The following is a 14,809-nucleotide window of genomic DNA, read 5'->3' as shown; positions in this document are numbered from 1 at the left end:
AATCATCAATCATCAATCATCATGAAACTCATCCACCTATACACCAACTCCTTCAAAGGCCTCTCGCAGGAAAGCTGGATGCTTGCACTGGTTATGCTCATCAACCGTGCCGGTTCGATGGTGCTCCCGTTTTTGGGCGTTTACATGACGGCACATCTCAAATTCAGCATAGAAAATACAGGAATTGTCCTGAGCTTTTTCGGAATCGGTTCCGTAATCGGCTCTTGGTTGGGCGGATTTATCACAGACAGGATCGGAGAGTATAAAGTGCAGTATTTCAGTTTGTTGCTAAGTGTTCCGCTGTTTTGTTTAATCCCACTTTTCAAAACAGAAGTCGGCGTAGCGGCAATAATTTTACTGCAGAGCATTGTAAGTGATGCTTTCCGACCTGCAAACTCGGTGGCGATTACAAAATATGCCAAGCCTGAAAACATTACAAGAGCCTTTTCACTCAACCGTATGGCAGTCAATCTTGGCTTCTCCATCGGTCCCGCTTTGGGCGGAATTTTGTCTGCGATTTCCTATGAATTCTTGTTTTATACCAACGCGCTTGCCGCTCTGTCGGCCGGAATTTTATACATTATTTTCTTCCGGAAACGCAATAAATTAGCCAAATTAAAAGCCAGAAAAGTCACCGAAGCTGTTGAGATTAAAAAAGAAAACTCGCCTTATCGTGACGGTAAATTTTTGATTTACTGTGGTTTGTGTATGCTTTTTGCCATTTGTTTCTTCCAGTTGTTCAGCACCTTAACGATATTTTATAAGGATACAGCGCGTTTGAGTCAGCAAAATATCGGTTATCTCTTAGGGTACAGCGGATTCATCGTGGTTATGCTCGAAATGGGATTGGTTCAGATTGCCGAAAAATATCTAAGCTTGGCCCGAACCATGTTCCTCGGAACCTTCATTTGCGGACTCTCGTATGCGATGCTCGGTTTCGATTACAGCATCTTCACGCTTGTCATTTCGATGACTTTGCTGTCGGTAGGAGAGATTTGGGCGTTGCCGTTTATGTCTACGATCACAGCCTTACGTTCAGGAAAAAACAACAAAGGTGCTTACATGGGACTGAACGGGATCTCGTTTTCAATCGCATTCATCGTAACCCCTTATCTGGGAACTTTAATTGCCGAAAAACTGGGCTTTACGATCTTGTGGATCGGAACAGGAATCGCAGCAACAGCAATCGCGATCGCATTTTATTTCGTCGTTCCGTGGATGATTGGTGCACAAAAAGAGAAGATTTAACTGGAAATTTGGGCGTGCCCCTGCGTTTTTCCACCGCTGATTCCACCGCCAAAAACTTCGGGTCGGGCTGCTCTGGGGTCCGCTTCGCTCCCGTACTCCGTTCGTACCTCACTTCGCACCGGCTCCTTCGTCGCCGCCCGCCACATCCCTCACGCAAAGACGGGTACGCATAAAACAATTTTTTTGCTAAAAGAACTTTTTCATCTCCTTGAAACCTTCAACCCCTTCATCTCCTTCAAACCTTCAAGGTTTTCAAAAATCTTGAAGGTTTCTAAAATAAATATCTGCAAAATCCAGCAAAACCGCACAACCCTGCCAGGGTTCCAAACCCTGGCAGGGTTTTTCAGATAAACCAAAAAGATTTTTTTTAACCACAACATAAACTTTCATTAATAAAGAGTACAATTTTTGCATAGCCATTCGCAATGAAAAAGCTTTACTTCGTTCTCCCTCTTTTTTCCGCATCAATAGTATTTTCTCAAAAAAAAGATTCTGCAAATCTCATTTCAGAAGTGAAAATCGATGCATACAAAAAACCAACAGCTTTTATTAATTCTACAAAATCGGTGTCAGTCATTTCAGAAAATTTGCTGAATCAGAATACGCCGGAAAGAATGCTCGAATCCATCAACCAGATTGCAGGAGCAAGAATGGAAGAACGGTCGCCGGGAAGTTACAGAATTTCCCTTCGTGGAAGTACTTTAAGATCGCCTTTCGGAGTTCGCAACGTGAAAGTGTATCTTGATGATTTTATTTTATCTGATGCTTCGGGAAATACCTATTTCAATGTGATTTCTCCTGAATTAATTGACAAGATGGAAATTTACAAAGGTCCTGAAAGTGGCGATTACGGTGCAGTCACAGGCGGAACTATCCTTTTAAGAACGCAGACTTCGGATAACCTTTCAGCGAATATTTCAGCGGGAAGCTACGGCACATTCAACCAAAGTTTTGATTTCTCAAAGCAGTTAGGAAAACATTTTCTGGAAGTTTTTCAGAATTATTATCAGACAGATTCTTACAGAGATCAGTCGAAAGTTCAGCGAAAACAAATTTTTATAAAAGACAATTTTCAATATTCAAAAAAAGGAATTTTAAAAGGAATGCTGATGTATTCTGACCTCGATTATCAAACGCCTGGCGGACTGACTTTGGAGCAGATGAATCTCAACAGAAAACAGGCAAGACCAAAAACAGCAACGCTTCCCGGTGCTTCAGAACAGGATGCAGGCATCAGAAATAAAATGGTTTTGGCCGGACTGTCAAATGAATATCAGTTTAACCAAAATTTCTCTCATTTTATTTTAGTTCAGGGTTCGTATGTAGATTTTGAAAATCCGTTTATTACCAATTTTGAAAACCGTTTTGAGAAGAATTTTGCCTTAAGAACCCATTTTAATTATGAAAAAAACTGGGAGAAAGTTTCTTTGGCTTACCGTTTTGGATTTGAAGGCGGAATCAATGATATTTTAATTAAAAACTACGATAACAACAGAGGTTTTGAGGGGAATCCTCAGAATTTTGATCAGCTGAAAAATACTTCCGGATTTTACTTTCTCTCACAAAAACTGAATTTTAATGATAAAGTATTTACTGATATTTCCATTAGTTTAAATTCAAATTCCTACGATTGGGAGAGGCTTTTTCCACGTACGGAAACCGGGAAGATTCAATTTAAAAACCAATGGCTCCCCAATCTTGGCATAACTTATCTTCTCGGAAAAGGTTTTTCAGTAAGAGGAAAAATAGGAAAAGGAAATTCTGCTCCCACGAGTGAAGAGATCCGTTCGTCAACACAGGAATTTAATCGGAATCTAAGTCCGGAATATGGCTGGACTAAAGAAGCCGGTATCAGAAAACAGTTTGGAAATTTGCTTTTTGTAGAAGGAAGTTACTTTGATTTTCGGATGAAAGATGCGATCGTTAGAAGGCAAAATGAGAGCGGACAGGAATTTTTCGTCAACTCCGGAGAAACCGTTCAGAAAGGTTTTGAGGTTTTAATGGAATCTAAAAATTTTGATTTGAAGAACGGTTTTTTCAGCAATTTTAAATTCAGATTTTCAGGAAGTTTTTATGATTTTAAATTTAAGAATTATCAGCAAAACGGAAATGATTTCTCAGGAAATGATTTAACCGGAGTTCCTAAAACAACAGTTAACAGCTTACTGAATTTCACTTTTTTCAAAAAATTATCTGTTGACTATTCCCACTTTTACACTTCCAAAATTCCTTTGAATGACGCCAATTCCGTTTGGTCAGAATCTAATTTAATAGGAAATATCCAGTTCAGATTTCCTGTAGATATCGACAAAACAAGACTGAATTTATATTTTCAAATCCAGAATCTCTACAATGAAGAATACGTCTTAGGCTTTGATACCAACGCCTTTGGAAACCGGTATTATAATCCTGCTGCAAAACGGAATTTTGTGTTGGGAATAAAGGTTGATTTTTAGATTACTCACGCAGATTAAACTGATAAAGCAGATAACGGCTTAAAAAACAATCTGCAAAATTTGCCCAATCTGCGGGAACCAATTTTGTGAATCACTTCGAAAGAATACTTTTCACAATCATCTCCGCATGAATTCTGGAGTTTTCAATAAACCAAAGATGCGTGTCTTTACCGCCACAAACTACGCCGGCAAGATACAGATTCGGAACATTTGTTTCCATCGTTTCTTTATTGTAAACTGGGTTTAAACAGTCGCTATTAAGTTCAATACCGGAATTTTTCAGGAAATCAAAATCGGGAAGATAACCAGTCATAGCGAGGACAAAATTGTTTTCAATTTCAATATGATCTCCGTTTTCATCCCTGAAAATAACAGAATGTTCCCTTATTTCAAGCATTTCAGCATTGAAATAAGCTTTAATACTTCCCTCGGAAATTCTGTTTTCAATATCAGGTTTTACCCAATATTTCACGTGGGAAGAAATTTCAGGATTGCGGATAATCATTGTGACATCAGCACCTTTTCTGTAGGTTTCAAGGGCGGCATCAACGGAAGAATTGCTCGAGCCCACCACCACAATTTTCTGTCGTGCAAAAGGGTAGGGTTCGGTATAGTAATGCTTCACTTTAGGCAAATCTTCTCCCGGAATATTCATCAGATTTGGGATGTCGTAAAATCCGGTAGAAATGATGACGTTTTTTGCCTGATATGTAGATTTTGAGGTTTTTATTTCAAATAATTCTTCTTTTTTGGAAACTTTCAACACTTTTTCATAAAGATTGATGTTCAGATTTTTCTGCCTTGCAATTCCCTGATAATATTCGAGAGCTTCCTGTCTGCCAGGTTTGGGAGCTGCGGAAATGAAAGGGATTTCTGCGATTTCAAGCTTGTCGGCGGTCGAAAAAAACTTCATGTACAAAGGATAATTGTAAAGTGAATTCACAATCGTTCCTTTTTCAATAATCAAATAATTCAGGTTGTTTTTTTTCGCTTCAAGAGCACAGTTTAAGCCAATCGGTCCGGCTCCGATAATGAGAATATCCAAAATTTCCATACATCAAAAATACTAAAAAGCCTTTGGGAAAACAGAAATCATTCAGGTAAAATGTCGACATCTTTTATATTTATTTCTGATGTGAACAAAAATCACTCAAACCCTAACACTCTCAAACACTCAAACCCTAAAACCCTCCAACTCTATGGACTGTCATCCTGAGCCTGTCGAAGGACTCCAACTCAAAACTGGCATCGCATTTGGACTTTTTTCAAAAATTTAAAAATGAGAAAAGCTCTTGCAATCCTATCTGTTTTTGCCGTTTTGGCGTGTGATAAAAAGCAGGAAAAAAGTCCGACAGCGGCAACAGATAACCTTAAAAGATCCAATGAGAGAACGGAAACAAAACAGGAATCATTTTCTACGGAAGTCGCATTAAAGAAGACCAATGACGAGATCCTGCAAGCACTCAAAGTCAACTTTTACGATGTTTTTGCAAAATATATTCATCCTCAGAAAGGGGTGAGATTCTCCATGTACGCGTTTGTGAATAAAAATGAAGACAAGCATTTTTCAAGGGCAGATTTTGAGAAATATTATCCTACAAAAACTATTTTTACATGGGGCTCCCGTGACGGTTCGGGGGAAATTTACAAAGCGACCATCGACCAATATATTAAAAACTGGGTGTTTAAAAAAGATTTTACCAAATCTGAATATGCTTACAATAAATTCCTTGGAAGCGGAAATTCACTTAATAATCTGAAGGAAATATATCCGGGAACTAATTTTACGGAAAATTACATTTCCGGCTCTGAAAAAAGCAGTGGCATGGACTGGAATGCCCTGCGCTTCGTTTTCGAAGAATTTGAAGGGAAATATTATATTGTTGCCGTAATTAATGATGAGTGGACAATTTAGATCCTATTCATCATGTATACTAAATCATCAGTTATCAAAAATAAAATGCAGGCGGGTAATTTAAAAATGCACGCCTGCATTTTCAAAAAGCTGGCGTGCATTTGACTTATTGCACGCCAGCTTTTTAATTTTAATCTGAAATGATTTGGTAAAACTATTATTTTTTAAATGAAATCTTTTTTTAATTTCAATCTCAAATCAGAGTATTTCTGAAAGTTGTTTAGTTAAATTTCGTCTTGAAAACTGCTCAATATTCTGCGTGTTTTCTGAAAAGTTTCCATTTTTCCACAACACAAATTTTTCCAGAATAAAATCTTCAATTTCTTTGGAATCATTGTAGCTGAAATGCTTTCCGGCTTTTGTTTCATTTAATATTTTTGCAACATCAGCGTCGTCAGGTCCAAATGAAATTATCTGTTTTCCGGTTGCTAAATATTCAAATATTTTCCCCGGAATAATGCCTTTTGAAGATTCATTAGGGAAATTGGTCATCAGCAAAAGGTTAGAATTCGACATTTCTGAAACCGCTTTATCGTGGGAAAGATAACCGAGATTTAAAATATGCCACTTCAACAATGAATTTTCAATCGTATTTAAAATTTTATCATCAATTCTACCGACAAATTTTAAACTGAAATTCTCAGCGAAATCTGAACTGGTTTTTACTAAATTATCTAGTGCTTTCCAAAGATTTTCCGGATTCCTAAGTTGTTCCAAAACACCGATGTAGCTGAGGGTGAATTTGGTTTGAGGGTTTGAGGGTTGTAGTCCTTCGACAGGCTCAGGATGACATCTCTTAGAGTTTGAGAGTTGGAAGGTATTTGGGTTTGAGTCTGTTTCGTCAAAGCCGTTGGTGATGCAGAAAGAGTTTGCTCCGTTTTTACGGAAGTTTTCGGCATCGGTGTAGCTCGTTGCCAAGGTGATATCTGCATTTTTGAAAACTTCGCTTTCAAGAAAACGGTGTTTTTTATCTGATCTGTTGGTCAGTTTTAAATGTTTATAATAGGAAATTTCCGTCCATGGGTCGCGGAAATCGGCGATCCATTTCAGTTCGGGGAATTTCTTTTTTAAATTTAAACCAATCAAATGCATCGAGTGGGGCGGGCCAGTCGTAACGATGGTTTCAATGTTATTTTCCTTCAGATATTTTTCCAGAAACTGCGTGGAAGGTTTTACCCAGAAAACTCTCGCGTCGGGAATGAAGAAATTTCCTCTCACCCAAATCGAAAGTTTAGATTTCCAGCTCTGATTCTGACCCACATCAAACTGTCCGGCTTTGAATTTTTTGTTGCTTTTATTGAGCTTTTCAGCCAGCTGATAAGGCTCCCAAATATTGGTTCGTACGATTTCCAGATCTGCGGGAACGTCTTTCATCAGACTTTCATCCAGCAAAGGATAGCTCGGATTTTCAGGAGTGTAAATGATGGGTTTCCAGCCGTAATCAGGGAGATATTTCGCAAACTTTAACCAACGCTGAACACCCGGACCTCCCGCAGGTGGCCAGTAGTAAGTGATGATAAGGATTTTTTTTAATTCCATTCTAAATTTTGCAGGTTGATAGCTAGTAAAGCCTGTCTCAACGGTTCGGGAAAGCAATCTTTTTAAAAGTATTTATAAAATTAACAGATTGCTTCGTCGTTCCTCCTCGCAATGACGTTACCTAATAGTGGCTGGTTGTTCTTTTTTACGGTAAACAAAATAAATTCCTCCGGCACTCAATAACACAAACAGGGCAAAGCAAATCAGTGAAATCCATTTTCCGTTTTCAATGACTTGCGGCTCGAAAACCATTTTGATATTGTGACTTCCGGCAGGAACGTGAACAGCACGAAGTAAATAATCTGCTTTCACGTAATCAACTTCTTTCCCGTCAACTGAAACTTTCCAGCCGTGCGGATAATAAATTTCCGAGAAAACTGCCAGCTGTGGCGTTTTTGAAGAAGATTTAAATTCAAGTACGTTGGGCTCGTATTTCGTTAAATTAATCGTTGCAGTAGAATCTGGTTGCAGATTTTTACCATTAAAATATTTTTTATCGTCAACATTGATAACTGCTGTTTTCTTGCTGTCGATTTCACCCACCAAAGCGATTTCTTCGTTTGGATTATTGGCAAATTTTAGATTACTTACAAACCATGCATTGCCGTTGGCATTAGGATTCGGAACAACCTGAGGTTCTGAAGGTTTACCGAAAATCATATACTTTGTGTTGAGCAAATTTAAGATTTTTGGCGTTTTCACGCTGTCCGGCTGTGTGATGTAAGCGTTCATCAAATCATCATATCTTCTGAGCCTTACTGCATGATAACCACCGACAGAAGGTCTGAAATAAGAAGTATTTGTTTCTCCAGTCACACCCAAAACCTGATTGTAAACTCTGTAGTGTTTCGTATCTTTTTGGGCAATAGTTTCCAGGGTTTTATTAACAGGAATGCTTGCTAAAATAGACTGTAAATTAGGGTTATCGCCCACCTTTTCAGCTAAATAATCTGTGCCTTCTGTCTGGAAAGGGTTTTCAGCAAAGATGGCATCAACGTAGTTTTTATCATTCAGATAATTTCTGTTAACGCTCCACAAATCAAACAAACTTACCGCGCCAATGATTAAAAGTGCGATGTTTTGATTAAGTTTCTGTTTTAAACCTAAAAATAAAACGGCTGCGGTGATTCCAACATAAATTAGTGCTTTAATTGCATCTGCGCTGAACATTTTGTAGCGCTCCGAAACCAAATAATCGAGTAAAAATGGTGGTAAATATTGCTGCTCTGTATCTGTTGCGAAACCTAAAATTCCTTTACCAAAAATCAGAAGGATTAATAGTAAACCTAAAGTTCCACCAGAAACATACAGTAAGATTTTCTTTTTATATTCTTCTGTTAATTTTGAATCTGTAAAGAATTTATACAATCCTATAATTGCAATCAGTGGGAATAATAATTCCACAACGACCAAAATAGACGACGGTGCTCTGAATTTGCTGTAAAACGGCACATAGTCGATAAAGAAATCTGAAAGCGGCATGAAATTGCTTCCCCAAGCCAATAAAATTGTTAGAATTGTAGCTCCCAAAACCCAGTAACGGTATTTTTTCGGCGCAAAAAAGAATCCTAACAATGCCAGAAAACAAACTACTGCTCCCTGATAAGCTGGTCCTGACGTTCCCGGTTGCTCTCCCCAATAGGTTGTAGAACCGAATCCCTGAGAAATTCTGTCCATCTCAGCTTGTGACCCCACGTTTTGCTGTACCAACTCCTGAATTTCACCCATCATTTTCTCGCCTTCCGGAGCATTGCTTGCTCCACCCATTAATCTTGGGATGAAAAGGTTTAAAGTTTCCAGCCTTCCATAGCTCCAGTTGAGGATGCTTGCTTTGTCCATTCCGGAGTTTCCTGCGGTGTGGTTTTCTGTATTTAAAATCTGTTTTCCTCTTACTGTTTCTTTGATGTATTCAGAGTTTGCCATAATTCGCTGGGAATTCATACCAACTCCTATGGCTAATGCTCCGGCAATAATTCCCGATGAGATTAGGAAGTGCTTCATTGGCACTATTTTCATTAAAGCTCTGATCAATTCAGAAACAAATAAAAATCCAAGTCCTAAAAACAGATAATAGGTCATCTGTGGGTGGTTTGCCGCTACCTGCAATCCGAAGAAAAGGGTAGTGACAATGAAGCCAAGAATGTATTTTTTGCGAATATAAACCAAAAGAATTCCGGCTAAAAGTGGTGCGAAATATTCGATGGTATTCACTTTTCCGTTGTGTCCGGCTGCAATAATGATATAAAAATAGGTCGAAAGTCCGAAAAATGTGGCTCCCAAAAGGGCATATTTCCAGTTTCGAACGGCAACCATTCCCAACAGGAAAAATCCTGCGAACAGTAAAAACATATAGTTGACAGGTCTCGGCAAAATATTCAGATAACTGTCTACTTTTTTGATGATATCGCCTTCAAAGCGGCTTCCCATTTGGTAAGTTGGCATTCCTCCAAACATAGAGTCGCTCCAGTACGTTTCCTTGTCGAAACTTTCCCTGTAATCGATGAGTTCTTTTGCGCCACCGCGATACTGCACGATATCATGCTGAAAAAGCTGCTTTCCGGTGAGTACCGGCGTTGAGTATAAAAATGCTAAAACCAAGAATGCAACGATTGAAATTGCAATGTAAACTAAGTTTTTATTTTTTGCCATGCTGATGGTTGTTATCTTTTTTTATTGGTCTATTGATTACCTCTTATCTTTGCTTTCCTTCACCTCTTCATATTCCACAGTTTCTGCGTCCCATTTTACTTTTTTCTCAATGTTTGTCTTTGAGTTTTTAACTTCCTCTTTCGGTGTTCTTTCCTGAGGTCTGAAGCCTGTGTATTTGTAAAATTTGTTGAAAAAGATTTTCTTTAAAATATTCCAGACGAAAAATAATATGATGGTAATGAGGATAAACTCAAGAATATGTTTCATAATAATTTTTTTAAGATTTAAAACTCAAGGATTCAGATCTTGTAGAAACCTGAATCCCAAGTATTAATTTATTTTGCAGACGGATTCACCATCACCGTAGAATTAGAAACACTCTTCATCGACTGTGACTCTTTTGCATTGGCAATAGTTTCTATCTGAGTTGTTTTTACACTGATGTTTTGGTGCGTAATCCAGCCTGTGTTCTGGTCAAATTTAATAACGCCATCCTGCGAAAGTTCGCTGGTTAAACTGTGCGTAACGTCGCCCTGCTTCTGCTTTTCAGTTTTCTTTGGAATTCCGCCGGTTACGGAGATTTCAGCAATGCCGTTTCCTACACTTTTCAGCTGGTAATTCGATGTTACCTTTACTTTTCCTGCATCGTCGGCACTTTCGCTTAATGTCCACTTTTCACCGATTTTAACACCTTTTTTAGGCATTACAGTTAGGTTTTTCTCAAACTGGTCTTTTAAAACTTTCTCGTTAAAGGTTTGTTTCAAGCTTTCAACAACACCTTGCTCCTGCGTTTTATCTTTTACAATTTTTGCGACAACGTCAGCGATTTTTTTGTAAATAGGCTCAAATCCTGTAATCGAAATCACATTTCCATGATCGTCCATTTTCATCTGAAGTTTGTTTCCTACCAAAGCTTTGTTGATATTCCAGACCATTTTCAGCTGATCTTCCTTTGGAGCGGCCTCTTTTGTGTCAACAGCAATTGTTTTTCCCTGAGAATTTTGTGAGCTTCTTTTTGAAATTAAATTGATAGTGATATCGTAAACTTTACCCTTAATATCATTTACCGTAAAATTCATCTCATCGGTAGAATCGCTAGTTCCTGAAATGGTTTTTCCTGAAGGATCCGTCATCGTTCTTACATCCCGCTGATATGTTGTCAACGGATAGGTTTCACCTTTTTTAAGTTTAAAGGTTTGCTTGAAAACTCCCAGTGAGTCTTTGATTGCAGGGTTGGCTTCCACCTTTTTTATAGAATCTGCAGGCACTTCCACCGTGATTGTTTTTCCTGTTTTAGGATCTACTTTGGTGATGGTTGCGGTTTCCTTTTTGCACGATACCAAAGCGATGGACAGTAATGCAAATGCTGCTATATTTTTCATTTATAGATATTTATTGTTTTGATGAATTCGCCGTGTGTTCATTGATGTTTGTATCTCTAAATAAAGGCGAGTTCATGAATTGTATTTAAAATTTAAAGGTTTGATTTAATGTGTTTCTGTCTTACAGCTTCATACAGAATTGCTCCACAGGCTACAGATACATTGAGAGACTGCGTTTTACCTTCAATAGGCAGTTTTATTTTTTCATCTGCATGATGTAGAACTTCTTTTGAAATTCCGGTTTCCTCATTACCCATAACAATGGCGCAAGGTTCTGTGAAATCTACATCATAGATTAATTTCTGAGCCTTTTCTGATGCTGCAAATACGGAAACTCCGCTTTGCTGAAGGAAATCCACCACATGAGCCAGATTATTTTCTTTACAGATTTTAATATTGTATAATGCTCCAGCCGAAGTTTTGATGGCATCAGAATTAACCGGTGCACCGCCTTTTTCAGGGATGACGATCGCATCAATTCCAACACATTCTGCGGTTCTGCAAATGGCTCCGAAGTTTCTCACATCGGTTAATCGGTCAAGGATTAAAATGAAAGGCGTTTTTCCCTGCTCGAATAATTCAGGTATAATATTTTCAATCTTATGGAAAGGCACATCTGAAATGAATGCCACCACTCCCTGATGATTTTTTCTCGTGAAACGGTTCAGTTTTTCTACAGGAACATAGTTGGGACGAATCTTATTTTTTGCCAGAGCAGCTTTCAGTTCTGCATAAATTTCTCCCTGTAAAGCATTTTGCACAAATATCTTGTCTATTGTTTTTCCAGCTTCTATAGCTTCCAGTACGGGACGCAACCCGAATATAAAATCGTCGTTCATTCTTTAATTTGAAATCTAAAATTTGAAATTTGAGATCGTCATTGCGGAGAACGAAGCAATCTCATTTTTTTTTATTGTTATCCTTTAATCAGCCTTGGTTTTTTTACCTTTTAACTTGTCTCTTTTAACTTTTTCCTTGGCTCTTTCTAATCTCTTTCTCCCAAAATCGCCCTCTTCTGTGCCAAAGCGTAGCCGTAGTGCAGCGATTCATGCATATTGTTGAAGATGATGGCATCCTGGATGCTTTTCAAATCCATACCAAAACTCGTTGTATAAGGGGTATAATCTGAAAAAAGGTCCGCATCAAAATCTTTCATTAAAATTTTTGAAGTTTCTGTCAATAAAAATTCTAGATCTTCAACCTCAGACTTTTGCACATTCAGATTGGGAAGTGTGCCTTTTTTATAGGTTTCTACCCAATACTTGTCTATTCTAAACGGATTTCCGCTCAGGTAATAATGCAGAAGCTGCTGTGTTGCGACAGTGTGGGCAATATTCCAGTAAAGATTATTGTTAAAACCATCAGGAATCAGCAGAAGGTCTTCGTGAGAAGTTTCCTGCAGGATATGGAGAAGGTTTTTTCTCACCTGTCTGTGTGCCTGAAAATGATAATTCATCGTACAGAATTTTTAATCTCCAAAAATAGTTTAATAAAGTGGATGCTACAATTTTAAGCCTGAGTTTAAACTTTTTTAATACTGAAAATATTTTAGATTTAACAAACTTTAACTCAATAATGGCATTTGTTGTGTTGGCAAATGCAAGTATTTATCAGAAATTTACCAATTATTTAATAAACTTATGTCAGATACATTTCAAGCAGAAGACATCCGTCAGCTTACAGAAAGGGTTAAGGAACAGAATTATTTTTTCACACTTCTGAGACAGGAGATTAATAAAGTAATCATCGGTCAGCAATACATGATTGACCGCCTTTTGGTTGGGCTTTTAGGTAACGGTCACGTTTTGCTCGAAGGTGTTCCCGGTCTGGCAAAAACTTTGGCAATAAAAACGCTGGCAGACGCTGTTCACGGGCAGTTTTCAAGAATTCAGTTTACTCCGGATCTTTTGCCGGCAGATGTGGTCGGGACGATGATTTATAATGTGAAAGAAAATGATTTTTCCATTAAAAGAGGTCCTGTTTTTGCCAATTTCGTGCTTGCGGATGAGATCAACCGTGCTCCGGCAAAAGTGCAGTCGGCTTTGCTTGAAGTAATGCAGGAAAAGCAGGTAACCATCGGCGATGAGACGATGAAACTGCCTAAACCATTTCTTGTTTTGGCTACTCAAAACCCAATCGATCAGGAAGGAACTTATCTTTTACCCGAAGCGCAAAGCGACCGTTTTATGTTGAAGTGTACGATTGATTATCCTGAATTTGAGGACGAAAGATCGGTAATGAGAATGGTTTCAACATCTCAGTCACAGGAAGTGAAACAGGTGATTTCGCTGCAGAATATTGTTGATGCAAAAGAAATTGTCAATAAAGTATATCTTGACGAAAAAATTGAGAAATACATTCTTGATATGGTGTTCGCAACCCGTTTCCCTGAAAGATATGGACTTTCGGAACTGAAAAATTACATCAGTTTCGGAGCCTCTCCAAGAGCGTCAATTAATTTGGCTATTGCATCAAGAGCGTATGCATTTTTAAAGGGAAGAGCATTTGTAATTCCTGAAGATGTAAAAGCTTTGGCTCAGGATGTTTTAAGACACAGAATCGGACTGACATTTGAAGCTGAAGCTGAAGAAATCACTTCCGAGGAAATTGTAAACAGGATTTTAGCTAAAATACAAGCACCGTAAATTATGAGTAATAAATAATAAGTAATTGATAATGAGTTTAATCTCTTAAACTTGATTCTTTTTACTTTTTACTTGGCTCTTTTCAACCTATGCAAATAAAAGACATCGTCAAAAAAGTTAAACAGATAGAAATCCGTACCAGAAGGAAGACGGAGAATTCGCTGATGGGGCAGTATCACTCGGCTTTTAAAGGACAGGGAATGACTTTTTCTGAAGTTAGACAATATCAGTTTGGCGATGAAATCCGTAGAATCGACTGGAATAAAACCGCCCGTTTTCAGGAACCTTTTGTGAAGGTTATGGAAGAGGAACGGGAACTGACGATGATGATTCTGGTCGATATTTCAGCCTCAATGAATTACGGCACAAAACATCAGCTCAAAAGAGAGTATGTAGCAGAAATTGCTGCAAGTTTAGGCTTTTCTGCCGCTGGGAATAACGATAAAGTGGGTTTGATTCTGTTTGCCGATAAAGTATATAAAGTAATTCCGCCGCAGAAAGGTAGAAAGCACATCCTGTCGATGATCAGCAGTATTCTGACGGCAGATTATGTGCCTGCAAAATCAAAAATTGAAGTGACTTTAAATTACATGATGAGTGTTTTTAAAAGGAAATCATTGGTTTTTCTTCTTTCTGATTTTGAGGATGATTTAGATTCAAAAATTCTTGCGGTGGCTTCAAAAAAACATCAGCTTCTGGGAATGCGGGTGTTTGATGAAAAAGACAATGAAATTCCCGATGTAGGTTATGCGTTGCTGCACGATGCGGAAACCGGAAGAGAAATTTACGTCAATACTTCGAGTGCAAGATGGCGTTATACTTTTGCGGAAGCCCAAAAACAGAAACTGAAACAACTGGAAGAGAATTTTGCCAACTCGTCTGCAGGTTTTATGAACATCGGCACCGGAACGGAATATTCGAAACTGCTTTATCAGTACTTTCAGAAGAAATAATTTAATGATATTTTAAAACTTA

At 38.1% G+C, this 14,809-nt stretch carries 12 protein-coding genes; 5 read left to right on the top strand and 7 right to left on the bottom strand.

Annotated features, from left to right (window positions below):
- The first annotated feature begins 21 nt into the window (after window positions 1-21).
- Together NG809_RS04135 and NG809_RS04130 are read left to right on the top strand one after the other, a co-directional pair.
- Complete coding sequence (locus NG809_RS04135) at window positions 22-1,248, top strand: MFS transporter (RefSeq protein WP_262148324.1); 1,227 nt, start codon at window positions 22-24, stop codon at window positions 1,246-1,248.
- A gap of 425 nt (window positions 1,249-1,673) precedes the next feature.
- A complete protein-coding gene (locus NG809_RS04130) occupies window positions 1,674-3,704 on the top strand; it encodes a TonB-dependent receptor (RefSeq protein WP_262148322.1) in 2,031 nt (676 codons plus the stop codon).
- 91 nt (window positions 3,705-3,795) lie between these two features.
- Here NG809_RS04130 and NG809_RS04125 read toward each other — a convergent pair whose 3' ends face one another.
- Window positions 3,796-4,758 carry a YpdA family putative bacillithiol disulfide reductase gene (locus tag NG809_RS04125; protein ID WP_262148320.1) on the bottom strand — a complete coding sequence of 321 codons (963 nt, stop codon included), beginning with the start codon at window positions 4,756-4,758 and terminating at the stop codon, window positions 3,796-3,798.
- A 225-nt stretch (window positions 4,759-4,983) separates the two neighbouring features.
- Between NG809_RS04125 and NG809_RS04120 the strand changes: the two genes are divergently transcribed.
- Window positions 4,984-5,619: a hypothetical protein gene (locus NG809_RS04120; protein ID WP_262148318.1), complete on the top strand. Its 636-nt coding sequence runs from the start codon at window positions 4,984-4,986 to the stop codon at window positions 5,617-5,619.
- Between the two features lie 198 nt (window positions 5,620-5,817).
- Here NG809_RS04120 and NG809_RS04115 read toward each other — a convergent pair whose 3' ends face one another.
- The 6 genes from NG809_RS04115 to NG809_RS04090 all read right to left on the bottom strand — a co-directional run bounded on the left by NG809_RS04115 (window position 5,818) and on the right by NG809_RS04090 (window position 12,645).
- The gene (locus NG809_RS04115) at window positions 5,818-7,158 is read right to left on the bottom strand and encodes a glycosyltransferase family protein (RefSeq protein ID WP_262148316.1); all 1,341 of its coding nucleotides are present in this window, start codon (window positions 7,156-7,158) and stop codon (window positions 5,818-5,820) included.
- Between the two features lie 117 nt (window positions 7,159-7,275).
- Window positions 7,276-9,807, bottom strand: coding sequence for a YfhO family protein (locus tag NG809_RS04110; RefSeq protein WP_262148315.1), 2,532 nt, complete (start codon window positions 9,805-9,807; stop codon window positions 7,276-7,278).
- A 36-nt stretch (window positions 9,808-9,843) separates the two neighbouring features.
- A complete protein-coding gene (locus NG809_RS04105; protein WP_263011203.1) occupies window positions 9,844-10,074 on the bottom strand; it encodes a hypothetical protein in 231 nt (76 codons plus the stop codon).
- Window positions 10,075-10,142: 68 nt separating this feature from the next.
- Window positions 10,143-11,189, bottom strand: a complete 1,047-nt coding sequence (locus NG809_RS04100; protein WP_262148314.1) for a DUF6263 family protein — start codon at window positions 11,187-11,189, stop codon at window positions 10,143-10,145.
- 92 nt (window positions 11,190-11,281) lie between these two features.
- A complete protein-coding gene (gene rlmB / locus NG809_RS04095; protein ID WP_262148312.1) occupies window positions 11,282-12,028 on the bottom strand; it encodes a 23S rRNA (guanosine(2251)-2'-O)-methyltransferase RlmB in 747 nt (248 codons plus the stop codon).
- A 146-nt stretch (window positions 12,029-12,174) separates the two neighbouring features.
- The gene (locus NG809_RS04090) at window positions 12,175-12,645 is read right to left on the bottom strand and encodes a DinB family protein (protein WP_262148310.1); all 471 of its coding nucleotides are present in this window, start codon (window positions 12,643-12,645) and stop codon (window positions 12,175-12,177) included.
- A gap of 184 nt (window positions 12,646-12,829) precedes the next feature.
- On the opposite strand from NG809_RS04090, the gene NG809_RS04085 reads away from it, so the two are divergent.
- Both NG809_RS04085 and NG809_RS04080 read left to right on the top strand, forming a co-directional pair.
- Window positions 12,830-13,834, top strand: a complete 1,005-nt coding sequence (locus tag NG809_RS04085) for an AAA family ATPase (RefSeq protein WP_262148309.1) — start codon at window positions 12,830-12,832, stop codon at window positions 13,832-13,834.
- 89 nt (window positions 13,835-13,923) lie between these two features.
- Window positions 13,924-14,787 (top strand): DUF58 domain-containing protein, encoded by an 864-nt coding sequence (locus tag NG809_RS04080; RefSeq protein ID WP_262148307.1) that lies wholly within the window; start codon window positions 13,924-13,926, stop codon window positions 14,785-14,787.
- Window positions 14,788-14,809 lie beyond the last annotated feature (22 nt).

Source organism: Chryseobacterium foetidum (assembly GCF_025457425.1).
In the GTDB taxonomy this organism is placed as follows: domain Bacteria; phylum Bacteroidota; class Bacteroidia; order Flavobacteriales; family Weeksellaceae; genus Chryseobacterium; species Chryseobacterium foetidum.
This window is presented reverse-complemented; position numbering and strand designations above follow the sequence as displayed.

Bases quoted from the DNA above. Each gene is read 5' to 3' on its own strand.
- NG809_RS04085 (WP_262148309.1), top strand. From the start codon at position 12,830: ATGTCAGATACATTTCAAGCAGAAGACATCCGTCAGCTTACAGAAAGG.
- NG809_RS04105 (WP_263011203.1), bottom strand. From the start codon at position 10,074: ATGAAACATATTCTTGAGTTTATCCTCATTACCATCATATTATTTTTC.
- NG809_RS04120 (WP_262148318.1), top strand. From the start codon at position 4,984: ATGAGAAAAGCTCTTGCAATCCTATCTGTTTTTGCCGTTTTGGCGTGT.
- NG809_RS04130 (WP_262148322.1), top strand. From the start codon at position 1,674: ATGAAAAAGCTTTACTTCGTTCTCCCTCTTTTTTCCGCATCAATAGTA.
- NG809_RS04110 (WP_262148315.1), bottom strand. From the start codon at position 9,807: ATGGCAAAAAATAAAAACTTAGTTTACATTGCAATTTCAATCGTTGCA.
- NG809_RS04090 (WP_262148310.1), bottom strand. From the start codon at position 12,645: ATGAATTATCATTTTCAGGCACACAGACAGGTGAGAAAAAACCTTCTC.
- NG809_RS04125 (WP_262148320.1), bottom strand. From the start codon at position 4,758: ATGGAAATTTTGGATATTCTCATTATCGGAGCCGGACCGATTGGCTTA.
- NG809_RS04115 (WP_262148316.1), bottom strand. From the start codon at position 7,158: ATGGAATTAAAAAAAATCCTTATCATCACTTACTACTGGCCACCTGCG.
- rlmB (WP_262148312.1), bottom strand. From the start codon at position 12,028: ATGAACGACGATTTTATATTCGGGTTGCGTCCCGTACTGGAAGCTATA.
- NG809_RS04100 (WP_262148314.1), bottom strand. From the start codon at position 11,189: ATGAAAAATATAGCAGCATTTGCATTACTGTCCATCGCTTTGGTATCG.
- NG809_RS04080 (WP_262148307.1), top strand. From the start codon at position 13,924: ATGCAAATAAAAGACATCGTCAAAAAAGTTAAACAGATAGAAATCCGT.
- NG809_RS04135 (WP_262148324.1), top strand. From the start codon at position 22: ATGAAACTCATCCACCTATACACCAACTCCTTCAAAGGCCTCTCGCAG.